The 22,092-nt window shown below is 65.4% G+C and carries 24 protein-coding genes; 3 read left to right on the forward strand and 21 right to left on the reverse strand.

The genetic code is table 11. The annotated features are described in order from the left end of the window. Positions 1-8: 8 nt before the first annotated feature. Genes IE126_RS21390 through IE126_RS21430 form a run of 9 tightly spaced genes read right to left on the reverse strand, consistent with a single transcriptional unit; the run spans position 9 to position 8,004 of the window. Positions 9-644 carry a DUF6441 family protein gene (locus tag IE126_RS21390; RefSeq protein WP_189382181.1) on the reverse strand — a complete coding sequence of 212 codons (636 nt, stop codon included), beginning with the start codon at positions 642-644 and terminating at the stop codon, positions 9-11. Further along, entirely contained in the window at positions 641-955 is a 315-nt protein-coding gene (locus IE126_RS21395; RefSeq protein WP_189382182.1) for a head-tail joining protein, read from the reverse strand. Before IE126_RS21395 ends, IE126_RS21390 begins: the two co-directional genes overlap by 4 nt. A gap of 11 nt (positions 956-966) precedes the next feature. After that, the gene (locus tag IE126_RS21400) at positions 967-1,992 is read right to left on the reverse strand and encodes a major capsid protein (protein WP_189382183.1); all 1,026 of its coding nucleotides are present in this window, start codon (positions 1,990-1,992) and stop codon (positions 967-969) included. A 27-nt stretch (positions 1,993-2,019) separates the two neighbouring features. Continuing rightward, on the reverse strand, positions 2,020-2,400 hold the full coding sequence (locus IE126_RS21405; protein WP_189382184.1) for a head decoration protein: 381 nt from the start codon (positions 2,398-2,400) through the stop codon (positions 2,020-2,022). Between the two features lie 53 nt (positions 2,401-2,453). Continuing rightward, on the reverse strand, positions 2,454-3,752 hold the full coding sequence (locus IE126_RS21410) for a S49 family peptidase (RefSeq protein ID WP_189382214.1): 1,299 nt from the start codon (positions 3,750-3,752) through the stop codon (positions 2,454-2,456). After that, complete coding sequence (locus tag IE126_RS21415) at positions 3,752-5,257, reverse strand: phage portal protein (RefSeq protein WP_189382185.1); 1,506 nt, start codon at positions 5,255-5,257, stop codon at positions 3,752-3,754. The genes IE126_RS21410 and IE126_RS21415 overlap by 1 nt, the downstream gene beginning before the upstream one ends. 2 nt (positions 5,258-5,259) lie before the next feature. Next, entirely contained in the window at positions 5,260-5,472 is a 213-nt protein-coding gene (locus tag IE126_RS21420; RefSeq protein WP_036706918.1) for a phage head-tail joining protein, read from the reverse strand. Continuing rightward, positions 5,472-7,520 carry a phage terminase large subunit family protein gene (locus tag IE126_RS21425; protein WP_189382186.1) on the reverse strand — a complete coding sequence of 683 codons (2,049 nt, stop codon included), beginning with the start codon at positions 7,518-7,520 and terminating at the stop codon, positions 5,472-5,474. Before IE126_RS21425 ends, IE126_RS21420 begins: the two co-directional genes overlap by 1 nt. After that, positions 7,468-8,004: a hypothetical protein gene (locus IE126_RS21430; RefSeq protein ID WP_189382187.1), complete on the reverse strand. Its 537-nt coding sequence runs from the start codon at positions 8,002-8,004 to the stop codon at positions 7,468-7,470. Before IE126_RS21430 ends, IE126_RS21425 begins: the two co-directional genes overlap by 53 nt. A gap of 117 nt (positions 8,005-8,121) precedes the next feature. Between IE126_RS21430 and IE126_RS21435 the strand changes: the two genes are divergently transcribed. Continuing rightward, on the forward strand, positions 8,122-8,346 hold the full coding sequence (locus IE126_RS21435) for a hypothetical protein (RefSeq protein ID WP_189382188.1): 225 nt from the start codon (positions 8,122-8,124) through the stop codon (positions 8,344-8,346). 95 nt (positions 8,347-8,441) lie between these two features. Continuing rightward, positions 8,442-9,005: a DUF3489 domain-containing protein gene (locus IE126_RS21440; RefSeq protein ID WP_189382189.1), complete on the forward strand. Its 564-nt coding sequence runs from the start codon at positions 8,442-8,444 to the stop codon at positions 9,003-9,005. Between the two features lie 51 nt (positions 9,006-9,056). Here IE126_RS21440 and IE126_RS21445 read toward each other — a convergent pair whose 3' ends face one another. The 4 genes from IE126_RS21445 to IE126_RS21460 form a co-directional block, all read right to left on the reverse strand. Continuing rightward, positions 9,057-9,254 (reverse strand): hypothetical protein, encoded by a 198-nt coding sequence (locus tag IE126_RS21445; RefSeq protein ID WP_074556146.1) that lies wholly within the window; start codon positions 9,252-9,254, stop codon positions 9,057-9,059. A 17-nt stretch (positions 9,255-9,271) separates the two neighbouring features. Then, complete coding sequence (locus IE126_RS21450) at positions 9,272-9,790, reverse strand: hypothetical protein (RefSeq protein ID WP_189382190.1); 519 nt, start codon at positions 9,788-9,790, stop codon at positions 9,272-9,274. Positions 9,791-9,857: 67 nt separating this feature from the next. Further along, complete coding sequence (locus IE126_RS21455; protein WP_189382191.1) at positions 9,858-11,189, reverse strand: site-specific DNA-methyltransferase; 1,332 nt, start codon at positions 11,187-11,189, stop codon at positions 9,858-9,860. Further along, positions 11,186-12,448 (reverse strand): site-specific DNA-methyltransferase, encoded by a 1,263-nt coding sequence (locus tag IE126_RS21460; RefSeq protein WP_189382192.1) that lies wholly within the window; start codon positions 12,446-12,448, stop codon positions 11,186-11,188. The genes IE126_RS21455 and IE126_RS21460 overlap by 4 nt, the downstream gene beginning before the upstream one ends. Positions 12,449-12,751: 303 nt before the next feature. Between IE126_RS21460 and IE126_RS21465 the strand changes: the two genes are divergently transcribed. Next, positions 12,752-13,372: a helix-turn-helix transcriptional regulator gene (locus IE126_RS21465; RefSeq protein WP_189382193.1), complete on the forward strand. Its 621-nt coding sequence runs from the start codon at positions 12,752-12,754 to the stop codon at positions 13,370-13,372. Positions 13,373-13,680: 308 nt separating this feature from the next. Here IE126_RS21465 and IE126_RS21470 read toward each other — a convergent pair whose 3' ends face one another. From IE126_RS21470 to IE126_RS21505, 8 genes are all read right to left on the reverse strand, one after another. After that, positions 13,681-14,073, reverse strand: a complete 393-nt coding sequence (locus tag IE126_RS21470) for a hypothetical protein (protein ID WP_229825770.1) — start codon at positions 14,071-14,073, stop codon at positions 13,681-13,683. 3 nt (positions 14,074-14,076) lie between these two features. Beyond that, on the reverse strand, positions 14,077-17,211 hold the full coding sequence (locus tag IE126_RS21475) for a type I restriction endonuclease subunit R (RefSeq protein WP_189382194.1): 3,135 nt from the start codon (positions 17,209-17,211) through the stop codon (positions 14,077-14,079). Positions 17,212-17,220: 9 nt separating this feature from the next. Next, complete coding sequence (locus IE126_RS21480; protein WP_028030966.1) at positions 17,221-17,847, reverse strand: NYN domain-containing protein; 627 nt, start codon at positions 17,845-17,847, stop codon at positions 17,221-17,223. A gap of 157 nt (positions 17,848-18,004) precedes the next feature. Beyond that, positions 18,005-18,154 (reverse strand): hypothetical protein, encoded by a 150-nt coding sequence (locus IE126_RS21485; RefSeq protein ID WP_189382195.1) that lies wholly within the window; start codon positions 18,152-18,154, stop codon positions 18,005-18,007. Beyond that, positions 18,151-18,582 (reverse strand): hypothetical protein, encoded by a 432-nt coding sequence (locus IE126_RS21490; RefSeq protein WP_189382196.1) that lies wholly within the window; start codon positions 18,580-18,582, stop codon positions 18,151-18,153. The genes IE126_RS21485 and IE126_RS21490 overlap by 4 nt, the downstream gene beginning before the upstream one ends. 57 nt (positions 18,583-18,639) lie before the next feature. Then, a complete protein-coding gene (locus tag IE126_RS21495) occupies positions 18,640-19,215 on the reverse strand; it encodes a hypothetical protein (protein WP_189382197.1) in 576 nt (191 codons plus the stop codon). Beyond that, positions 19,215-20,492 (reverse strand): restriction endonuclease subunit S, encoded by a 1,278-nt coding sequence (locus IE126_RS21500; RefSeq protein ID WP_189382198.1) that lies wholly within the window; start codon positions 20,490-20,492, stop codon positions 19,215-19,217. The genes IE126_RS21495 and IE126_RS21500 overlap by 1 nt, the downstream gene beginning before the upstream one ends. Further along, positions 20,489-22,027 carry a class I SAM-dependent DNA methyltransferase gene (locus IE126_RS21505; RefSeq protein WP_189382199.1) on the reverse strand — a complete coding sequence of 513 codons (1,539 nt, stop codon included), beginning with the start codon at positions 22,025-22,027 and terminating at the stop codon, positions 20,489-20,491. Before IE126_RS21505 ends, IE126_RS21500 begins: the two co-directional genes overlap by 4 nt. Between the last annotated feature and the right edge of the window lie 65 nt (positions 22,028-22,092).

The following is a 22,092-nucleotide window of genomic DNA, read 5'->3' on the forward strand; positions in this document are numbered from 1 at the left end:
CAAGCCCTTTACGGTGACGAGCCTATTGGCGCCCATCCCGCCACGATCCGCCCCGGCACGCCGTCGATGGCCCGCTCGGCATCCCGCGCCAGATCGAGCCGCTTGCGCAGCTTGACCTGCGGCACGAGGAGGAAGATCGGCACGGTGGTCAGCCCGCGGCCGGTCTTGGCGCGGGACGCTACCGCGCGTCCCTTGCTGTTCAACCGCCCCTCGGCCACCAGCAGGCTGGGCCCGCGGCGCCGGTAGACGAACCGCAATCGCAGCCCGGTACGGCGTTCCCATTCGCCGGGGGTAATGCGACCTCCCCGAGTGGATTTGCCTGCGGCCGGGGTGGGGATGGCCAGCCAGAACCCGTTTCGCGACCGGATCAGCGGCCCCGTGTCATGTGCGCCGACGATCACCGGGGCGTTCGACCAGACCAGTGCCGCGGCGTTCAGGCTCTCGCCGCCCTTGGGATAAGTCGCGAGCCGGATCGAGTTGCCGAGCCGGGTGCCAAATCCGGCACCGGTGATCTGGCCGCGCCAGGCAGATTTGAGGCCCGCGCCCGCCTCGCGCATGGCGGTCGTGACCGCCTTCTCGCCCGCAGCGATTTCCGCCTGCATCATGGCGGCCAGGTCCGGGCTGATTTCCACCTTCAGTTTCATGCTGGCCTCAGATCGAGGGTCCAGATCAGCCGTTCGCGGTCGCGCAGCGGCTCTCCCTGGATCACATGGCTGTCGGCGCCGATGACGATGACATCGCCCGGACGCGGGGCGGGCAGGTCAGCCACGCGCACATCCACCACCGTCGTGTCGCTGACGAAGCGCCCCGCGCCGAAGTCGGTCACGCGGTCGGGCGCGCGGCGGATGATGCGGATGGGCCGTTCCTCGGATGTGGTGGCCGAGATCCAGAGGGCCGGGGCCGCCATGGACGCATGAGTGAAGATGCGGTCCATGGCGGCAGAGAAGACGGACATGGGCGGGCCCGTCAGTTCGAGCTGTGGATCCGGACGGCGAGGCGCGGCCGCTTGTTCACTGGCAGGATCGAGGCTTCGGTCATCACGTCGATCCAGCGGCCTTTCTCGTCGAGATGCTGGCGGGCGTAGAGGGGCAGGCCGATGGTGTTGGCGGTTTCCAGCAGGTTCGCCGGACCGCCATAGGTGGTGAAGGTGTCCATCGTGCCGAGCGGGAAAGCGATGCCGTCGTTCGCGGGGACCAGCCGCTCGGTGGCCTTGGTCGAGAGGGTGACGGTGCCGGAGTATTCCTCGAACAGGATCCCGCCGAAGGGGAAGTTGCGCCGCACATCTTCACGCAGGGGCTGGGCGCCGGTCGAGGCGTAGAACTTGTAGGCCTCTTCCGTCTTCGGGTGCGCGATCAGCTTGTCGAAAAACTCGCGGCTGACGAGGGCATGCACGCTGGTCATGGCCTCGCCCAGAAGATTATCCTCGATGGCGCGCAGTACCTCGCGCACCTTGCCCTGCACGTTGGTTCCGGCCGTGCCCAGCACGAAGTCGACCGAGATCTGCGCCAGGCCGAATTCGGTGAAGTAGTTGTAGAGGGTAGTCCCGGCCCCATCCTTCACGATGCCGCGGAGCGCGTTCATCTCCATGTATTCCCGCGTCTGGGCGTGCTTCCGGCGCATCAGCAGCAGCTTGCGGTTCATCACCTCGACCAGGGGATCGGCCGCATCGAACGCGCCGCCCAGCGCGGGGGCGCCTTGGATGTCGGCGGGCAGAACCACATCGTCATGCGGGATCCACGGCAGGGCGAAGGACCGCATGGACCGGCCCTCGCGGGTGCCGACGGTGGCTGGGCCGCCAAGGGGGACGGAGGGAAGAAGGCTCAGCACGCCTTCGTATTGCTCGATGATGACCGAGCGCTGGCTGACGCCTTCGAAGCGGAAGAGGCCGATCTGGGCGAGGCGGGTGTAGAGGTTGGGCAGGATGTTGATGGCCTGCGTCATCTCGGCCAACGAATAGCCGCCAGCGTCGAAGGGATTGCGGACGAGGGTCATGGGGGTGCTCCGGGGGAATGAGGGGGATCAGACGCCGTCGCGGGCGATGATGCCGACGGCGGCCAGCTGGGTGATCTTGGCGGCGATCTTGGCCGCGTCGTTGACGGTGGCCTCGTAGGCGAGGGCGGCGCGCGAGACGATGGCGGGGCCGCGAGTGACCACGATGCCAACGGCGTCTGCCAGCGCGGCGTTCACCGGGTAGAGCAGCACGGCGACGGCCGTTTGCGAACCGTCGGCACCGGTCGCGGGCGAGAGGGTGTATTTGCCGCTGGCGGTGACGCGGCCGAGGACGGCACCGGAGGGGTAGTTGGTGCCGATCAGCAGCGTCACCACCTCGCGGGTGTAGTTCGGGTTGACCTCATACTTGAGGACGTCGCCCATGCTGGGCGGTTCCGTCAGGACGGGCATGGTTCAGTCTCCATGATGTTGGGGGATGGGTGGGCCCAGAATGGGCGAGGCTGTCAGCGCGCGGTGGCGGCCGACTTCTTCGCGGCCGCGACGATGGGGCTTTCCTTCGCACCCGCTGCCGGGGCGGTGGCGATGATGCCCGCGGCATCGCTGCGGGCCGCGAGATCGGCCAGCACCTTGGCGCGCAGCGCTTCCGGCTTCACGCCCTTGGCCACAGCATCGGCAGCATCAATCTGGATGCCGAGGCGCGCGGCCTGTGCGCAGACCTGTGCAACCTCCGCCGCCTCCGCGCGGATCGCTTCGGGCGACATCGCGGTCGCCGTGGTTTGTGGCAGCGCGATTGCCGCGGGCGGGGCCGGTTCCGGCGGGGTGGTGGCAGCAGGCTGCGCATGATCTTCGGGAGCGGTGGTCATCATCGGGCCCTTTCCTTTTGGGGTTATTGTGCCGCGGGGTGCGGCGGCGAAAGCGCGGAAGGCGGTGACGGGATCGGCCACCTCGTCGGCAAGACCGGCGAAGACGGCCGCCTCACCGCGGAAGACAGCGGCCTCGGTGCTTAGCGCCTGAAGGGTGTCGAGGCGCCGTCCGCGCCCTTCGGCGACGGTTTCGGCGAAGAGCTGGCGGAGGTCTTCCAACTCGCCCGCGATCCGGGCGCGGACGGCCTCGGGAAGCGGCTGATACAGGTTGGCATCGACCTTGCGCGCGCCTGCATGGATAAGCGTGACGGCGATGCCTTTCTGGTCCAGCGCCCCGCTCATGTCGCTGTGCATAGCCACGACGCCGATGCTGCCGACAGCGCCGGTGCGGGGCAGGATGATCCGGTCGGCCTGGGACGCCAGCGCATAGGCGGCCGAGAGGGCGTGGTCGGCGACGAAGGCCTGCACGGGCTTGACCTGACGCGCCGCGCGGATGCGGTCGGCGAGGTCAAAGGCCCCGGCCACCTCGCCACCGAAGCTGTCGATGTCGAGCGCGATGCCGCGGATGACGGGATCGGTGACGGCCGCCTGCAGCTGCGCTGCAATTCCCTCGTAGGAGGTCAGGCCGGAGGATTGCCCGATCCACGCCCCGCGATGCACCAACGTGCCAGCGATTTCGATGACGGCGATCCCGTCCACCACAGCGAAGGGCTGGCCGCCGTTTCGCGTCTGTCGGGCGGTCAGGTCGTCGCCAAAGAGCGAGGCGCGGGCGGGAACGGTGGCGCTGGCTTGGTCCTCGGCCGTGACCTCCAGACCATCGACACTGATCTCCCGTCCTGCGATCCGAGGACCAAGCCCGGTCAGGAAGGCCAACGCCTTGGCGGGATCGACCATCAAGGGCGTGTTGAACACGCGCTGGGCGATCTGGGTGTGGTGCATCATTCGTCCTCCGCGGGCCGGGTTTCCCGGTCCTCACCCTCGTCATTCTCTCGCTGGTCCTGCTTGTCAGGGTCCGTTTCGCCGCCCTGATCCGCGCTACTGCCACCGGCCGCCTGCGCCGGTGACCCCGGCCGCCGGAAGTCGAGCCCTAGGTCCGCCTCGCGTTTCCGTTCTGCCGCGATTTCCCTGTCGACCTGCTCTGCGTCGTAGCCGCGTTCGGCGATGGCCTGTGTGCGGGATTTCAGGCCCGCCTCGATCTGCAGGATCTCGGCCGACGCATCCTTCGCGGGGTCGATCCAGTCCCATTTTGTCGGAAGCCAGTCGCAGGCGAGGTACTGCCTCCGCTCCGTCGCATAGCCCGGTAGATCGATGGCCCCCGCCAGCACCCCCATGTCCATCCAGCGCGTCCAGACCGCCCTACAGAGCTGGTAGACCATCACCGAATGCTGGAAGGCCGAGATGCGGCGCCGGAAGTCGACCAAGGCTATCCGGGTGTTCGAGAAGTTGCCCTTCGCCGTATCGCCGGTCAGATAGCCGTAGGGCACGCCCAGCGCCGCGCCGATCTGCAACAGCGTGCGGTACTGGAAGGGCTCGTAGGTCGACCCGGAGTCCGGCGTCGATGGCGTGGTCACGTCCTCGCCGGGGTCCAGTCGCACCACTTGGCCAGGTTCGACCTCCAGATCGTCCTCGGCCGGATCGAGGGCGGTTTCTGGCGCGGGGGAGGTGATGAACATCGCGAACATCGCCGCGGTCTTCTTCCGCTCCAGTTCCGCGTCGTCGTAGAGATCCAGCGTGAACAGCTTCACGACGGCCGCGGCGAAGCGCGACACGCCGCGCAACTGGCCCGCCTCGACGGGGTCCAGGATGTGGATGACCTCGGAGGCAGGAACCCGGACGGTTTCCCCGGCCAGCCCCGGATCGGTCATGTCGCCCGGGTGGCGGCGCAAGAAGTGATAGGCCACCCGTCGCCCGATGCCGTCGAACTCGATGCCCTGCCGGATTGATCCCGCGCCGGGCAGACCGCGGGTCATGTCCTGGGGCAGCATTTCCGAGGGCAGCATCTGCAACTGCATCGGCACGGTCAGTCCGTCCTCGGGGTGCCGTGTCCGGATGCGCAGGAACACCTCACCCGCCAGAAACACCTCGCGTGCCGCCCGGCGCTGCAGCCCGAAGAAGTCCGTCAGCCCCTCGGCATCCGCCTCGTCGGTCCAGGCCAGCCATAGCTTTTGCAACTCCTCCTTCTTCGCCGCGTCTGCGATGTTCGACGAGGGCTTGATGCCGTCGCCGACGACATGGTTCGCGAAGGCATCGACCGCGTTTGCGGCATAGCCGTTGTTCCGCACCAGCCAGCGCGCCCGGGCCGTGATGGTCTCGCCGGAGGCGGCGATCAGCGTGTTCACATGCGCCCGGGTGGCCCGAAACCCGCGCATGCGGCGGTGGGACTGCGCCGCGTCGAACCCGCCGATGATCGAGCCAAGGCGCGCGCGGAAGGCGTCGAGCACCATAGTCACAGACCCTTGGTCGCGACCGTGCCCCAGCGGCGGCGACGCGGGGTGGCAGAGGCGGTAGCGATCCGTCCCTCCAGATCCCGGATTGCCGCGGCCAATTCGGCATCCGAGCCATAGGTCACTGTCTTGCCATCGTAGCTGACGCTGCGCAGCCCGGCGAAGCGGGCCTCCTGCAGTGCCGTGAGCAGGGCCTGCATGCGTTCCAGGTCCATCAGTCCCTCATGAAGTTTGGGGTGTAGGCCCGCCGTTTCCGGCGTGGCGTGGTCAGGGTTCCGGCCTTGGGTTGGGCCGGGTCTTGTGTGGTTTCGGCCGCCACGGCCACCGGCATGCGCGTTTCCACGCCAGCCTGCGCCTCGAGCCGCCGCCAGGTGGCTTCGTCCCATCGGTCGGCGCCAAGGATCCACGCTGCGGCGCGGGCATAGACCCGGCAGTCCAGCGCCTCGTTCCGTTCGCGCATCTTCTGCCATTCCTGATGGGCATAGCCGCGCTTGTTGCGGATCGTGACCAGCTGTTCCGCCACCAGCTGCTTCAGCCATTCGGTGTCGACCCAGCCCGGCAGATGGATCGTACCGGGCGCGTCGAGCATCCCGGTGGCGCGGACCTCATCACTCGGCCGTTCGATCCGCAGGAAGCGGTAGGTCTCCGCCTTGAAGGTCGCCGTAGCCACCGACCAGAGCCGGGCCCCGCGGCGCAGCCGTTTGCCGCCTATGGTAGCGTCGACAAAGGTCGGGCCCGAGACAGGTGCCGACCGGTTGAAGCCTTCGAGGCCCTTCAGGGGTGCCACCTGTTCGAACCCGACCTTGCGCGACCAGCCATAGACCGCCGCGGCCTCGTAGCCTGTGTCGATGCCAAGCCGCGCCACGGTCATGAATGCGCCGTTGGCATGCTGCCAGGATTGGCCGAGCAAGGCGGTCAGCTTGTCCCAGGCGGCCGGATCGTCTGGCCCGCCCGGGATCACGATGTGATCGACGAGCCAGGACTCGAGGCCCCGTCCCCAGGCCCAGATATCGACCTCGATACGGTCCCTCTGGACGTCGGCGCCCGCGGTCAGGAACAGAGCGGCCATCGGCACGGTGCCCGGCTTCCACGCCTCCCGCCGATCCGCCAGCCGCTGCCATTCCGGCGCATCGCCGCTCTCGACCCATGTCTCGCCCAGAAGCGTGTTGCGCGCGGCGCGCAGCGTCTCGTCCGACCCTTGGGCCGCCAGCCATTCCCGCGCGATGTCGGACCAGCTTTTCCAGCCCAAGGGCGAATAGAGCGCCGAGAGGTGGAAGCCGATGGCCTTCGGATCCTTTGAAACCGCCGTCGCCCGCCATTCGCCGCGGGCCAGCATCTCGGTCTTGTGGTGTTCGGCAATGGGTCGTTCGCAGCCCTCGCAGTGATAGGCGGCGGTTTCCGGCTTCCCCTTCGCCCAGCGCAGGCGGTCGAATTGCAGCCACTGCATCGCCCCGCAATGCGGACAGGGCACGAAGTAGCGCCGCTGGTCCGATGCCTCGAATTCCCGCTCGATGCGCGACAGCCCCCGGATTGTGGGCGTCGAGACCATGAACACCTTGCGCCGGTGCGAGAAGGTCGTCGTTCGCGCTTCGGCCAGCGTGACCGGATCGCCTTCCTCGTCGGCCGAGGCCGGATAGGCGTCGACCTCGTCGAGGAAGACATAGCGCGCGGGCATCGACCGCAGGCCGGTCGCAGAATTGGCACCGGTCAGCACCAGGATACCGCCCGGGAATTCCTTCGACAGCATCGAATTCCCGGCATCGCGGGATCGGGCCGGGCTGACCCGTTCTCGGAGCGCAGGGCTGTCCGCGATCAGCGGATCAAGACGGCCCCGCGAGGTGCGCTTCGCCAGTTCCAGGCTCGGCAGCACCGCCAGCATCGGCCCCGGCGCGTGGTGGATCACGAAGCCGATCCAGTTGTTCCCGGCCTCGGTAGCCCCCACCTGGGCTGCCTTCATGAAGGTGATGCGCTGGGCCGGATGGCCGGGCGACAGCGCATCCATGATCTCGCGCAGGTATGGGGCCCGGGCTGTGCGATAGCGCCCCGGCTCGGCCGCGCCCCGCGACGACAACCAGCGATGCTGATCCGCCCATTCCGACACCGTCAGGTTCGGGTCGGGCCGCATCCCCTGACGCCAGACCCGCAGCAGATCCTCGGCGCCGTCAAAGCCGAGGTCGAGACCCGCGGTCAGGTCGTTGTCATCGTCCTCATCATGCAAGCGAGACCCGGAGGTCGGCGAGGGCGTCGAGCTGTTCGCGGACATGGGCTTCCAGCACCCTTTGCATGATCGCGGTCTCGATCGTCACCGATGCCCCGGATTGCCGTTCCACCTCCGCCATGATCTGCGCCGCCATCAGCGCGGCCACCCGTCCGGGCCAGGTCACCCAGACGTCCCGTTCCTGCCGCGCGAGACGAAACACCAGCGTTTCCGCCCGCGCGCGGTCGACCAGCGTGCCCTTTTTCTTCTGGACCGCGATCTGCTTGTCCTGCGCGGCATAGACCGTCAGAAGCGTGCGCGCCTTGATGTAGGACGAGGTCTCGCCCGCACCGCTGGCGAGGCTTTCGCCACCCAAGCTGCGCCGCTGCTGGTCCGGGTCCGTCATCTCTGCCCGTCGCACATCCGAGGCTGCGGCATTGATCGACCCGTCGTCATGGACCACCAGCCGCCCGTTCTTCCGCGCCTTCTGCACCCCGCCGCGGGACAGGCCGGAATGCGCCGCATACTCGCGTTCGCTCATGCCTTTCATGGCGCGGATGATCCGATCAAGCTAATGATATCGCTTTGTATTTAGTTGATTAGAGGACGCGACAGAGCGAATCTGATCGCAAGGAAACGATGCAACTCAGCGAAGGATGCCACCGCCATGACCCGCCGCGCCGCCGACAACTCCAAAGCCCTCGACGCCTTCATCGCCGCCAAAGCCGAGATCGACACCATGCTTGAGCGCCTGAAGTCCCTCAGCGACGACCATTTCGAGACCCACCCCGACGAGATCCATTGGGGGCATGTTGGCACGCTGAAGCACTACGCGGGCCTGCTGCGCCAGATCACCGACAGCGCCTTCAAGGAAGGCGAACACGCCGCCTGACGCGCCCACAACGCGCGACGGCCGCCCCGTCCCACGACGGGGCTTGCCTGCGTAGAAGGCACGCACACCGCGCGCCCACAGCCACGGAGGCCCCGATGACCACCCCGTCCGACACCCAGACCATGATCCTGTCCCGCGCCGCGACCCGGCCCGGCAACCTCGCCTTGCCGCTGCCCGAGGGGCTGGTCGGCGCCGCCGCCAAGATGGTGGTCGGCAAGATGATCGCCCGCGGCTGGCTCGAGGAGGTCGAGGCCAACCTGCGCCGCGGCGAGCCTCTGTGGCGCGAGACCGGCGACGGCCATGGCACCACGCTGATCGCCACCGAGGCCGGGCTGGAGGCCATCGGGATCGAGCCGCTCGTGGCCAACACTGTCGCAAGTGCGCGGAAGGCGAAGCCGAAGCAGGAACCGGTGCAAACGCCCGAAGACACCGGCACCGCGAAACCCGTCGCCATCCGCGCTGGCACCAAGCAGGCGCAGATCATCGCCATGCTTCAACGCCCCGAGGGTGCCACCATCGCGGAGATGGTGGAGGCGACGTCTTGGCAATCGCACACAGTCCGCGGTTCGATCTCGGGCGCGCTGAAGAAGAAGCTGGGCCTGCCCATCCGCGCCGAGAAGGTCGAGGGCAGGGGGACTGTCTATAAGTTGCCCGCCTGAGCCTTGAACGTCTGCACCGCAGCCCCGCTGCCCGGCACGGGCGGCGGTCCTTTATTGCCACGACAGAAGATCGCGCGCCGCAGCCTGCAGGATGTCCTGCGCCATCCGCGGCTCGCAGGTGTAGATCCCACCCGGTTCCGGCTCGCCCACATTGTCCTCGAACCACGCGCGGCCCTCGTCCGAGATCGGGCGCAGGACGACGATGGTCCCGTGATCGTTGATTTCGATGTGCTGCCAGCCTTCGGACATGAGACAGGGCTAGGCGGTCAAGGCAGATGGTTCAACCGGATCCCGACATAGGCGCTTTCGGCCTTGCGGGGATCCTTTTGCCTGGCCGCATCGCTCAACGCCCCAATGGCCCAGACCATATGGGAGAGGATGCGCATCACCTGCTCTAGGTCGGAATGGGCGTGCTTGCGCGTCTCGCCGTTCAATTCCGTCTCCAGATGTGCGTCCCCACGATTGCCAAATGGGTCGGCCGTGATGCCGACCAGGCCGTGGGTGACGCGGTTCCTCAGTTCCAGCGCCATCACGAGGCGGGCGCGCACCTCGGTGAGAAGTTCGCGATGTTCGGGGCGCTCGTCACAGACGGCGGCTTGCAGGCTTTCCCAACGCGCGATCTTCTGCGCCAAGGTATGCGGCGCGACCCTGCTTGTCCCGTCGTCCAGTTGTTCGATGCGCTTGGTGATCTCACGTTCAATGGACGACCAAAGAAAAAGTAGAGAGCCGACGCTCGCCTTCATTTCCACGAACGAGACGGGACTGATGGCGGGGTCATCTTCCATTTGTAGGTCAGCTTAGAATTCCGTTTGTACGAAGTGCTTTATGGGCCAAGCCCTCGAAAGTTGAAAGCTAATCGCTTCCTGTGAGGTTCGCTTTGCGCCCCGTCGCCGACTCCCACCGCCGAACCGCGACGTCGCAATAGACCGGGTCCAGTTCCACCGCGCAGCAGCGCCGCCCGGTGCGTTCGGCGGCGATCAGCTGGGTGCCTGAGCCGCAGAAGGGTTCGAACACCAGGTCGCCGGGATCGGTGAAGGCTTTCAGCACCGCCTCCACCAGCGCCACGGGGAACACCGCAGGATGCGATCCGGCGGCGCCCAGCCCGCCCTTGTGACGCATTATCCGGAACACGCTGTCCGGGATGCGGTGGCTCTGGATCGCGTTGCCGTAGCCGGTCTTTCGATGGACCGTGCCGTCGGCCCCGCGCAGGCCGCCGCCGCCCAGGGTTTCGCCCGCGTGCTTGCTCTCGACCGTCTTGTTCGGCTTCCGGGGTTGGCGGTTGAAGTGGAAGATGAACTCGTGCGACGGTGCCAGCCGCCCGTTCCAGTCGCCCGGCAGGCCGGGCCCCTGGTCCCAGACATACCAGCCGAAGCGCCGCCAGCCCTGCGCGCGCATCCAGCCGACCCAGCCCTCCCAATACGGGATCCATTCGCCATCGCGGTGAACGAGGCCGAGGTTGACCAGCAGTTGCGCATCGGCGGTGACGGGCGCCGCGGCGAAGACGCCCTGCATCAGCGCATCCCAGTCGCCAACCTTTTCCTTCGCCACCCCATAGTCGCGCTGCTGGGCATAGGGGGGGGACGTGAACATCAGCGACGCCTGCGCCCCGTCCATCAGCGGCGCCACCACGGCCGGGTCGGTCGCATCGCCGCAGACCAGGCGATGGTCGCCCAGCGCCCAGATGTCACCGGGCCGGGTGATCGGATCGGTCGGGGCCTCAGGGATGGTGTCGGCCGCGTCATCGTCGATGGGCGCGCGGTCGTCGGCATCGTGCAGCAGCGCGTCCAGTTCGTCCTCGGGGATGCCGATCAGCCCGAGGTCGAAGTCCTCGGCCATCAGCCCGCGCAGTTCCTCGAGCAGCAGCGCCTCGTCCCACCCGCCCAGTTCGGTCAGCTTGTTGTCGGCGATGCGATAGGCCCGGCGCTGCGCCTCGGTCAGATGGCCCAGCACGATCACCGGGGCCTCCACCAGACCCAGCTGGGCTGCGGCCAGGACGCGGCCATGGCCAGCGATCAGCTCGCCATCGGCGGCAACCAGGCAGGGTACGGTCCAGCCGAACTCGGCCATGCTGGCAGCGATCTTCGCCACCTGGTCGGCATCGTGGGTCTTGGCATTCCGGGCGTAGGGCCGGAGACGGGCCAAGGGCCAGCGTTCGATCCGGCCGGGCAGAAGGGGCGCGTTCATGCCGCGAGCCGCTTCGCCTTGAGCGCGTCGAAGGTCTCGCCGGTATCTACCAGCATGGCCGCCTGACCGGTGAAGGACTGCCAGCGCTCGATGGCGACATCGACATAGGCCGGGTTCAACTCGACACCGAAGCAGACCCGGCCCGTGGTTTCGGCTGCGATCAGCGTTGTGCCGGATCCCATGAACGGCTCGTAGACCGCCTGGCCGGGGCTGGAGTTGTTCAGGATCGGCCGTCGCATGCATTCGACCGGTTTCTGCGTGCCGTGCACGGTGGCCGCATCCTGATCCCTGTTGGCGATCTGCCACAGCGTCGTCTGCTTGCGGTCCCCGGCCCAGTGCCCCTTGCCCTTGGCGCGCACCGCATACCAGCAGGGTTCGTGCTGCCAGTGATAATCGCCCCGGCTGAGGACCAGCCGGTCCTTCGCCCAGATGATCTGCGACCGGATGGCAAAGCCCGCGGCCACAAGGCTGTCGACCACGGTCCCGGCATGCAACGCACCGTGCCAGACATAGGCGACGTCGCCGGGGAACAGCGCCCATGCCTCGCGCCAGTCGGCCCGGTCGTCATTCAGCACCTTGCCGGTGCGCTTGGTCTTGGCCGCGCCCGCCTGATTGCGCCAGCAGGGATCGTACTCCACGCCATAGGGCGGGTCGGTGACCATCAGAAGGGGGCGCACATCACCCAGCAGGCGCCCAACGACATCGGCCGCGGTGCTGTCGCCGCAGATCAGCCGGTGCGCGCCCAGTTGCCAGAGATCGCCCGGCAGCGACACCGGCGTGACCGGCATTTCCGGAACATCGTCCTCGCCCTCGACCGGACCATCGCCGCCCAGCGCCTCCGGATCCCGCAGCAGCGCGTCGAGCTCATCATCGCTGATGCCAAGGAGTGTCAGGTCGAAATCCTCGGCCAGCAGCCCTGCGATCTCGTCGCGGAGCATGGCCTCGTCCCATTCGCCCAGTTCGGTCAGCTTGTTGTCGGCGATCCGGTAGGCGCGGCGCTCGGCCTCGTCGAGATGGCTCAGCCGGATCACCGGCACCTCGGTCAGGCCGAGCATCGTGGCCGCCAGCACGCGCCCATGGCCGGCGATCAGCTCGCCGTCGTCGGCCACCATGCAAGGGACAGTCCAGCCGAACTTGGCCATGCTGGCGGCGATCTTTGCCACCTGCTCGTCGCCATGCATCTTGGCATTGCGGGCATAGGGGCGCAGCCGGGCAATCGGCCAGGATTCAACCTGGCTCGGCGCGAAGACGAGGTCCATGGGATGGGGCTCGGGATGTGGGGGAGGGGAAATGAAAAGCGCCCGTGAGGGGTTTCCTCCGGGCGCAATTCTTCGATGATCAAGGGGTAGGTCAATGGGGGCAGGTCTGTCAACCCGAAAAGTGAAGCGGATTCAACGGCTTCCTTTCAAATTGGTTCAGAAGGTCAGGGAAGGTGTCGCACACAGGCATGGCACAGGTGAAACACGCCGGATTGGAATGACGCGCGGGGCTTCAAATTGCTGGACCGAAAGGGCCGCGCCGTGCGATCAGGGACGCCTTTTCAGTCCCAAGGAGGAATCGCCATGCGACCCGGTCGCACACAGCCCCTGACCCTGACACGCCGCGCTCTCGGCACCCGGCTTGCCGGTGCTGCCGCTGCGATCGGCTTCGGGAATGGCGCTGCGGCCAGCACCATGGCGACCCCGGCGCCTGTCCTCGACCCCGATCTGCGCGACGCGGCATTGCGTGGCCTGGCGCTTGCAGGTTACCGCGGCGACCCCGTCACGGCCGCCGCAGCGAATGCGACCATCGAGCGCCTGTCCCAGACCGACCCCGAGGGCGCGCTCCTGGCACGCCTCTACCAGATGCTCGACGTGCGCCCGGCGCAGTACTGGCCGGAAGACGTGCCCGAGGCGGCCGCCGCCGACCTCGCCACGCTGCACGCCGCCATCCGGGCCTGCCAGCCCGTGTCGTTCGGCTACACCGACCTGTCGGGGAACGAGACTGCGCGGACGGTCTTGCCGCTGGCGCTGGTGCATCCGCCGCAGGGGGTGAAGCTGCTCGCCTGGTGCGCGGAGCGCGAGGACTTCCGCCAGTTCTTCGTCCGTGCCGTCAGCGGTCTCACCCCGCGCCCCGGCAACTTCAGCGAAGATCGTCTGGCGCTGCTGCAAGGTCTTCTGGAGAAGGAAGCCGGGCGGGCCTGACGCCTCCGGCCGCTGCCGCGGCGCGGCTTGCAGCGGCGGCCCGACAAAGAGTTGCCGCGTAGCCGCGAGACGAGTTGGCTTCCGAACCGGTGGCTTCCCTGAGTGTGGATTCCCTGGCTTCCCGCCGGGAATCCACCCCGGCCAGATCGTGATTCCGCAAGCCGCTGATCTGACTCGCGAATTCCGGCTCCGGGTCGCAAGGTGGCTTCCGCCTGGCTTCCCCGGTGAAAATGCCCCACGCTAGCGAACCGCCGCGCTGCGCCCCCCCGCATACGTTCAGGGCCGGGGAGGAACCAGAGGAGGGGGGATTATTGCGCGCATCGCTTTGCCTCATCGAGGGTGCTGGCATTGATCAGGCAGCTTTCGATGTCATCCAAGCGCGCTGCCATCCTCTTGGCAATCTCAAGGTTCTCATTGAAATCGTCGACCAGCTCATTGTGTTTTCGCAGCAGGGAATCATGTGCTTCGACGCATTCGGTGACGTTTGATTTGCAGGTGAACCCCTCGTAGTTACACTGATACTGATCGAAGCAAGCAGCGTTACGGTCGACGCACATGCCGCTGCTCGAGCAGACCTTGTCGCCGTAGTCCAGGCATGCGGGCTGCGTGCCAATTCGACAGGAGAAGCTCTGTCCCAGCACAGGAGAAGCAGCCGCAAGGGCCAGAAGTGATAGAAGAACTCGCATCAGCTTGGTTGCCACGATTTATGACCCCGACATTTCCGACAGCATCGCCTCCGCCTGCGCCAGGACACCGCGCACTGCGGCATCCTCGAGGTCCGGCGGATAACCATACTTCCTCAAGATGCGCTTCACGAGCACTCGCAATCTTGCCCTAGCGCTGTCGCGATGGGCCCAATCTATGCTGACATTGGCCTTGAGCCCTTTGAGCAGTTCATGGGCGATGATCTTCAGCTGATCATTGCCGAGCACGTCAATCGCACTCTGGTTGTCGGCCAGCGCATCGTAAAATGCGACCTCTTCTGGTGTCAGCCCGGTCTCTTCACCGCGGCTTCGTGCATCGCGAACTTCTTTGGCTAGCGCGATCAGCTCCTGCAGCACCTCGACCGTGCTGATGGCATTGGTGTGGTAGCGCGCGATGGCTTCTTCGAGCCGCTCCGAGAACTTCCGGGTCTCGATCACATTGCTCTTGCTGCGTGATCGGATTTCGTCGTTTAGCAGTTTCCTCAGGGCTTCCAGAGCCAGGTTCTTCTTTTCCATCTGGCCGACTTCAGCGAGGAACTCATCCGACAGGATGGAGATGTCCGGCGATGACAGCCCTGCCGCCGACAGAATGTCGACGATCTCGGTCGAAGCGACGGCAGCATTGACGATTTGGCGGATTGCGAGGTCGCGGTCGGCTGCCGACGTACCTGAACTGTCGGCCGCCTTGACCATCGCGGCTCGCACGGTCTGGAAGAAGCCCACCTCGTCGCGGACATCGCGGGCCGTATCGCTGGCGGAGCAAAGGGCGAAGGCCTTGGAGAGCGCCAGCACTGCGTCCTGGTATCGGCGGTGCGAAGCCTTCTTCGCCTCCTTGTCGGTTTCGCGCTGGGCGGCTTCGTCCTGCCTGGCGAGGATCCAGTTCAACGCCTCTGCCAGTGCGACGAGCCGTTGGTGCGGGGTGCCGGTCAATCCAGCCGAGTAGTCGAACCCGTGGAACATGGAGCGCACGACATCCAGCCGCTCCAGCAGCACGGCAACGGCCTCTGCCTCGTCAATCCCCGCTTGTTCCTGGTCCGCCTTGGAATACTGGCCCAGCGCGGACTTCAGGTTCTGGGCGATGCCGATGTAATCGACGATCAACCCTGCAGGCTTGTCGCGGAACACGCGGTTGACGCGGGCAATCGCCTGCATCAGCCCGTGGCCGCGCATCGGCTTGTCGATGTACATCGTATGCATGGATGGGCTGTCGAAGCCGGTGAGCCACATGTCCCGCACGATCACCAGCTTCAGCGCATCCTTCGGATCCTTTGCCCGCTTGGCCAGCAGATCGCGGCGCGCCTTTCCCCCGATATGGGGCTGCCAGGCTTCCGGGTCCGAGGCTGATCCGGTCATCACGATCTTCACCAGCCCGGCATTGTCGTCGTCGGAATGCCAGTCGGGCCGCAGGGCGACGATCTGGTTGTAGAGGTCGACGCAGATGCGGCGGCTCATGCAGACCACCATGGCCTTGCCGTCCATCGCCTGCACGCGCGCCTCGAAATGGGCGACGAGGTCCTCGGCAACCATGCGCAGCCGCTTCTCTGCCCCGACAAGCGCCTCGACGGTGGACCACTTCCGCTTCAGCCGTTCCTGTTCGCTGACGGCTTCGTCCTCGGTCAGTTCCTCGATCTCGGCATCGACCTTCGGCTTTTCCTCCTCAGGAAGCTCGATCCTGGCTAGGCGGCTTTCGTAGTAGATCGGCACCGTCGCCCCATCCTCAACGGCGCGGCTAATGTCGTAGACGTCGATGTAGTGGCCAAACACCGCGGGGGTGTTCACGTCGTCCTGCTCGATCGGCGTGCCGGTGAAACCGATGAAGGACGCATTCGGCAGCGCGTCGCGCAGGTGTTTGGCGAAGCCATAGGCGATCTCGCCGGTCTTCTCGATCCGGGCCTTGAAGCCGTATTGGCTGCGGTGCGCCTCGTCTGCGATCACCACCACGTTCCGCCGATCCGTCAGCAGCGGATAGGCCTCGCCCTTCTCCGGCGCGAATTTCTGGATCGTGGTGAACACCACACCGCCAGAGGCGCGCGACAGTGCCTTTTGAAGATCCTCGCGGCTGTCGGCCTGAACCGGCGTCTGGCGGATCAGGTCGCGGCACATGGAGAACGTGCCGAAGAGCTGGTCGTCCAGGTCGTTGCGGTCGGTGATGACGACAATGGTCGGGTTTTCCATTGCCGGTTCGCGCACCAGCTGCCCGGCATAGAAGGCCATCAGCAGGCTCTTGCCCGACCCCTGCGTGTGCCAGATCACCCCAACCTTGCGGTCGCCCCCAGAACGGCTGGCTTCCACCGTGCTGGCCACGGCTCGCTTCACGGCGTGGAACTGGTGATAGCCCGCGATGATCTTGGCAATGCCACCGGCCGCGTCGCCAAAGACTGTGAAATCCTGCATCAGCGACAAGAGGCGCGGCCGCGCGAAGACCCCGTCGATCAGCACCGACATTTCCGGCGCGCCCTTGGGCGCCACATCGGCGCCATCTGTGGTGCGCCAAGGCATGAAGCGTTCCAGATCGGCAGTCAGCGAGCCGATGCGGGCCTGGATACCGTCGGTCGTCACCAGCACCGCATTGGCCCGGAACAGTGAAGGGATCTGCGCCTTGTAGGTCTGCAGCTGGTTGAAGGCCGCACCTAGTGTCGCTGTCTCGGCCCCCGGCTTCTTCACCTCGATCACGCCCACCGGCAGCCCGTTCAGGAACACCACCACGTCGGGGCGGCGGTTGTTGCCGTTCTCAATGACCGTAAACTGCGCGATGGCCAGCCAGTCGTTCAGTCCGTCCTCCGGGTCCACCAGCCGCACCGCATCGCCGCGGATCGTACCATCGTCTGCCCGGTATTCGACCGGCACGCCTTCGACCATGAAGCGGTGCAGGCGGCGGTTCTCCTCGATCAGCGAGGGTCGGTCGCTGGCCACCACCCGCCGAAGGGCATCCTCGCGCGCGTCCTCGGGGATGTGGCGGTTCAGCCGGGCCATCGCATCCCGCAGCCGCGCAGCCAGGATGGTGTCGGAATACGCCTCCCGCTCGGGTGCGTTGCCATCAGGGCCGGAAACCGCGTCGTTCCGGAGAGCGTAACCCAGCCCTCCGAGCTGATCGAGCAGGACGGCTTCAACTTCGGCTTCGGTCAATGTTGCCATTCCGATCCCCTACCAACGCGCCGGTTTGTGAAACTGCCCAGTGGCGTCTTGCATCACGGCCGGAAACTGCGCGTTCGCCAAGGCGCCTGGCCGGATCGGCTTGATGAAATGCGCCAGCGGTTGCAGGGCGCGGCTGACCTTGGCTTGGGGGTTGAGAATCCCGATAGTCTTGCCGAACCGGTTGCGAACCACCGAGATAGGTTCCTTGAGGTCACTGTCGTTGCTGACGATCACTGCCACGTCGAACGCATCATCGAAGGCGTCGATCAACAGATGCGTGGCGATGTTGACGTCCGAGCCCTTCTCCTCGGTCTTCATCACCCGCCGCGGGGTGTATCTTCCGCGCTGCCAGTCGGCGGCGTCGGGCATGCTGACCTCGTGGGTCAGGAAATGGCCGAGGTGGATGCTGACCTGCGGCAGGGTGCGCAGGGCCCGGAAATAGGTCTGCTGGCGGGTCGGCTGGTCGGGATCATGCGGGGTGCCGCTGACCTGCGCGGTGAAGTAGCGGATGGCACGGATGTCGTTCTGCGGCATCAGCGCGCTACAAAGCGCGTGCAGATTCAACCACTTGTGCGGAGTCTTCTTGAGGCAACCAAAGTAGAGGTTGTAACCGTCGACATAAACGTGGGTTCTCATGCGAACCCCCGAAAAAGCAGCAGCGGCCACTGGGGCCGCCGCGCGCCCCGGCACCGAAGCGCCGAGGGAGATATGAACGCATAAGTGGACATTTTCTCCACCAGGTCAAGAGTCCAGTTGCGAAAAACGCAACGCAGCGGCGTGATGCACGGGCAGGTCATCGTACCGCCTCCGCCATCTGTTCCGACGCGACATCCCGCTCAGGTTTGAAATCATTCAGGCCGGAAACGGCACCAGTCAGGCAGACATCCCCCTGCCATTCAGCGTGATCGAGCGGGGCGGCTTCGACTTCGGACAAGGTTATCATGCGCGCACCGGTCTCGTAACCTGTGCCAGCACCGCTAGAATCTGGTCGAGGTCCGCCATGCTCCGAAGGGCGAAACAGACGAGGTCCGCCTTCCCAAGCTGCATCATGTCCTCTAGCGCCGAGTGACGTCCGTACTGCTTCTCGCCGGTCTTGCCGACGGTCTGGTACAGCTTCGATGCGGAGGAAATCGTGAACGGGATGCGGCCATCCAGAAGGTCCCGCACAAAATCCTCTTTGACCCACAGATTGGCAGGGGACTTCTCGCCCTTCTCGAACATCAACTCTATCAGGGCGCCGTCGGAGGATCGCATCGAATAGCGGTTTGCGTAACTCTTCTGGTGGCCCTTGGAATGCTCTTTCGCCTCGCAGTCGAGCCGCATGACGATGGCACGTTTCAGGTTGGTCAGATCGATCTCGGCTGCGCTCATGCTGTTTGACCTAAAGGGTGGGCGAGTTTGATAGTGTATGGCTTGGCACGCGGCTTTTCAAAGCAGCTCGGACGAAAGCGCTTTGTCCTTTTCCCGTTCCGCTTCGATCTCTTTGCGTGTCTCCTCCAGTTTGCTTTCGGGGTTCCATTCGCCGAAGGTTCTTCTGGGAAGATCATGCGTATCCCGAAGGATGCGGGCGAGTCTTGCGGCTTCCAGCCCGAGAAGGGCATACCTGTAGCGCCTCGTTTCGTAATATGCGTCGTAGTCCGGGGGCGACGCGTAGTCGGCCGCCGCATTGATCGCCTGCTGGGCGTCGTGTAGTTTGTTGTCGAGCGAGAGAAGATCATAGGCCAGTTGGTGATCGATACTGCGCCAGTCCACATCATCGGGAAAGCTGATGGGCGATGGCGCTTCGGTGGTCGCCGTTGCTTCGTCGCGGTTCCCTTCAAGATACCCGTCGTCGAGCGAAACGACCGCGCACTGGTCAACGAACCTGTCCAGCGTGATCACGACGCGAACGGCGAGGTATTTCGCATGCTTGCGACTGTCGGCCGAACTGGCCAGCCATTCGCGAACAACGACGATCCCTGAACCCACAATGGCACCCACCAGGGCGACAACTGCCTCGCTCATCATGCCACCTCGCCAACGAGGCGCTCGCCCTCGGCCACCCGCAATTCTCCCGACATCAGGCGCGGTAGCAGGAGGTCGCGGATCTGGCCGAGAGTGCTGGATTCTTCGACCTTTGCCCAGATCTTCGCGCGCATTGGTCGGACTGCGTTACAGAATGCCTGCCGTAGCGACAGACCCGGATCGACCAAGCCAAACTTCTTGATGTCCTGAGTGGACAAGCTCGGAAATACCGAACCCGTTGTCTTTTCAAGCAAACGGTTCATTTGTGAAAGAATCGCAGTTTCGACAAACTCTTGGCAGTCGTGCTTTCCGCGAATTGATGCCACGCCTCGCCCAAGGCAGTATTCTGCATCGGCGAAAGCGTGCCGGCCAGTGGTCGAACCGCGCACACAAATGATCAGGTCGCCCCGTTGCGCCAGCTTGCTTGGGGCTGTGGTCCACTTGATCTGTCGAAGAAAAAAGTCGCCGTATTCAACCGGGCCATTGCAAAGCGGCGTTCCTTGGCCGTCGTCGTTGTAGGTCGAGCCATCCGGTGAGATGCCCATGGTGACTTCCGCCAAAGCGTCCAGCGGCGAAACCTCCCACCCCTCCGGCTTGCCCTCGTCGTCGAGGCGGGTGGGGAAGAGGGACCAGAGGTTGGGGGAGAGGTAGGGGGCGCGGGCTTCCATTTTGGCGCGGGTAGGGCCGAAATCGACGAACCAGTCGCGGAACAGCGCCCGCGCCATGGCCTCGAGCGTGGCGTTCATCTTCCGGTTCAACTCGATCTTGTCATCCAGCGCCCCGAGGGTTGCGGCAATGGCGCGTTGTTCGGGGAGGGTTAGGTTGGGGATTTTGAAGCGCCCGATGTCGGCAAGATTCACATTTGGCTGTGCTGACTGCGCGACCCCTCCAAGAACGGATTGAACAAAACTCGGATTTCGCAGGCATAAGCTAACGAAGCGGCTCGAAGCGCGCCGCTCGTCAACGCGAATGATTGCGACAGCTTGGTTGGTGTTCGCGGGCAGATGTTCCAAACGCGCAATCCCGCATTTCCCGAGGTTCGCGCCTGCAATCGAATAGAGAATGTCGCCATCCTGAATGATGGACCGCTTCAAGCGTTGGTTCGTTTCCTCAGAGATGAAGGCGAACTTGGTTACATCAATCGAGCCGTCATAGGAAAGGCTCTCCGACTTGATGTAGTTTACTCCCCTATCAGCAAAACCGCCGTCTTTCGCATTCGGCGTAGTGCCTTTTGTGATCTTGCTGCACAGGTCAGCCAAGGGAACAAACGCACTCACACCCCAACCCCCGCCAGCCGCGCCCGGATGGTCGCCGTCAATTCCTCTGCCTCGGCGAACTGCGCCTCCAGTTGCTCCTGCAAAGCCGCGAAGCGTTCAGCAAAGGGCGTCTCGTCCTCCTCTGCCGCCTCGGCGCCCACATAGCGGCCCGGCGTCAGGACGTGGCCGTGGGACCGGATTTCCTCAAGGCTCGCCGATTTGCAGAAACCCGGCACGTCGGCGTAACCCTCACCCAGCCGCCAGGCGTGGTAGGTCTCGGCGATCCGGGCAATGTCGGCATCGGAAAACTCTTTCCGCGTGCGGTCCACCATGAACCCCAGCTTGCGGGCGTCGATGAACAGCACCTCGCCGCGCCGGTCGCGCAGCTTGCGGTCGCGCGCGATACCGTTCGATTTGTCACGCGCCAAGAACCACAGGCAGGCCGGAATCTGGGTGGAATAGAACAGCTGCCCCGGCAGGGCGATCATGCAATCCACCACCTCGCCCTCGATCATGGCGCGGCGCATCTCGCCCTCGCCCGACTGGGTGGAGGACATCGAGCCATTGGCCAGCACCACCCCCGCCGTGCCGGTGGGCGACAGGTGATGCAGGATGTGCTGCAGCCAGGCGAAGTTGGCATTGCCTGCAGGCGGGATGCCGTACTTCCAGCGCGCATCCTCGCGCAGCCGTTCGCCGCCCCAGTCCGAGATGTTGAAGGGCGGGTTGGCCAGGATCACATCGGCGCGCAGGTCGGGAAGTTCGTTCTTGTGGAAGGTGCCTGCCGAGTTCCACTTGATGTCGGCGTCGATTCCGCGCACGGCGAGGTTCATCTTGCACAGCCGCCAGGTGGTGTAGTTCGATTCCTGCCCGTAGATGGCGATGTCGCCCAGACGGCCGCCGTGGGCCTCGACGAACTTTTCCGACTGCACGAACATGCCGCCCGAGCCGCAGCAGGGGTCGTAGACGCGGCCTTTGTAGGGTTCCAACATCTCGACCATGGTGCGGACGACCGAGCGGGGGGTGTAGAACTCGCCCCCGCGCTTGCCTTCGGAGCCCGCGAACTGGCCGAGGAAGTATTCGTACACCCGGCCCAGCAGGTCGCGGGCCTTGTCCTTGCCCTCGCCCAGCGCGATGCCCGAGATCAGGTCGATCAGCTCGCCCAGCATGACGGCATTGAGCGCGGGGCGGCCATAGTCCTTGGGCAGGACGCCCTTGAGCGAGGGGTTCACCTTCTCGATGGCGATCATCGCCTCGTCGATCAAGCGGCCGATGGTGGGCTGCTTGGCGCTGGCCTGAAGATGCGACCAGCGCGCCTCAGTCGGCACCCAGAAGATGTTGTCGGCAAGGTATTCGTCGGGATCCTCGGCGCCTTCGGGGTATTGGGCCAGAAGTTCGGCGCGCTTTGCCTCGAACCCGTCCGAGATGTGCTTGAGGAAGATCAGGCCAAGGGCGACATGCTTGTAATCGGACGGCTCCATGTTGCCACGCAGCTTGTCCGCGGCTTTAAAGAGGGCGGCTTCAATGCCGAGGTCCGAGCCGTTGTCGATTGATGCCATTGTGAAATCCGCCCCCCGGTAAGTCTTTTCTAGACGGTATTTCAGCCGGAGGGCGAAATCCAGCC

The sequence above is a fragment of the Gemmobacter nanjingensis genome (assembly GCF_014652195.1).
Classification (GTDB): domain Bacteria; phylum Pseudomonadota; class Alphaproteobacteria; order Rhodobacterales; family Rhodobacteraceae; genus Gemmobacter; species Gemmobacter caeni.

Excerpts from the sequence above, each read along its gene's own strand:
- IE126_RS21390 (WP_189382181.1), bottom strand. The coding sequence starts at position 644 with ATGAAACTGAAGGTGGAAATCAGCCCGGACCTGGCCGCCATGATGCAG.
- IE126_RS21440 (WP_189382189.1), top strand. The coding sequence starts at position 8,442 with ATGACCACCCCGTCCGACACCCAGACCATGATCCTGTCCCGCGCCGCG.
- IE126_RS21410 (WP_189382214.1), bottom strand. The coding sequence starts at position 3,752 with ATGCACCACACCCAGATCGCCCAGCGCGTGTTCAACACGCCCTTGATG.
- IE126_RS21465 (WP_189382193.1), top strand. The coding sequence starts at position 12,752 with ATGCGACCCGGTCGCACACAGCCCCTGACCCTGACACGCCGCGCTCTC.
- IE126_RS21400 (WP_189382183.1), bottom strand. The coding sequence starts at position 1,992 with ATGACCCTCGTCCGCAATCCCTTCGACGCTGGCGGCTATTCGTTGGCC.
- IE126_RS21415 (WP_189382185.1), bottom strand. The coding sequence starts at position 5,257 with ATGGTGCTCGACGCCTTCCGCGCGCGCCTTGGCTCGATCATCGGCGGG.
- IE126_RS21475 (WP_189382194.1), bottom strand. The coding sequence starts at position 17,211 with ATGGCAACATTGACCGAAGCCGAAGTTGAAGCCGTCCTGCTCGATCAG.
- IE126_RS21395 (WP_189382182.1), bottom strand. The coding sequence starts at position 955 with ATGTCCGTCTTCTCTGCCGCCATGGACCGCATCTTCACTCATGCGTCC.
- IE126_RS21495 (WP_189382197.1), bottom strand. The coding sequence starts at position 19,215 with ATGAGCGAGGCAGTTGTCGCCCTGGTGGGTGCCATTGTGGGTTCAGGG.
- IE126_RS21490 (WP_189382196.1), bottom strand. The coding sequence starts at position 18,582 with ATGAGCGCAGCCGAGATCGATCTGACCAACCTGAAACGTGCCATCGTC.
- IE126_RS21430 (WP_189382187.1), bottom strand. The coding sequence starts at position 8,004 with ATGAAAGGCATGAGCGAACGCGAGTATGCGGCGCATTCCGGCCTGTCC.
- IE126_RS21420 (WP_036706918.1), bottom strand. The coding sequence starts at position 5,472 with ATGGACCTGGAACGCATGCAGGCCCTGCTCACGGCACTGCAGGAGGCC.
- IE126_RS21485 (WP_189382195.1), bottom strand. The coding sequence starts at position 18,154 with ATGATAACCTTGTCCGAAGTCGAAGCCGCCCCGCTCGATCACGCTGAA.
- IE126_RS21405 (WP_189382184.1), bottom strand. The coding sequence starts at position 2,400 with ATGCCCGTCCTGACGGAACCGCCCAGCATGGGCGACGTCCTCAAGTAT.
- IE126_RS21445 (WP_074556146.1), bottom strand. The coding sequence starts at position 9,254 with ATGTCCGAAGGCTGGCAGCACATCGAAATCAACGATCACGGGACCATC.
- IE126_RS21435 (WP_189382188.1), top strand. The coding sequence starts at position 8,122 with ATGACCCGCCGCGCCGCCGACAACTCCAAAGCCCTCGACGCCTTCATC.
- IE126_RS21455 (WP_189382191.1), bottom strand. The coding sequence starts at position 11,189 with ATGAACGCGCCCCTTCTGCCCGGCCGGATCGAACGCTGGCCCTTGGCC.
- IE126_RS21505 (WP_189382199.1), bottom strand. The coding sequence starts at position 22,027 with ATGGCATCAATCGACAACGGCTCGGACCTCGGCATTGAAGCCGCCCTC.
- IE126_RS21480 (WP_028030966.1), bottom strand. The coding sequence starts at position 17,847 with ATGAGAACCCACGTTTATGTCGACGGTTACAACCTCTACTTTGGTTGC.
- IE126_RS21450 (WP_189382190.1), bottom strand. The coding sequence starts at position 9,790 with ATGGAAGATGACCCCGCCATCAGTCCCGTCTCGTTCGTGGAAATGAAG.
- IE126_RS21460 (WP_189382192.1), bottom strand. The coding sequence starts at position 12,448 with ATGGACCTCGTCTTCGCGCCGAGCCAGGTTGAATCCTGGCCGATTGCC.
- IE126_RS21425 (WP_189382186.1), bottom strand. The coding sequence starts at position 7,520 with ATGTCCGCGAACAGCTCGACGCCCTCGCCGACCTCCGGGTCTCGCTTG.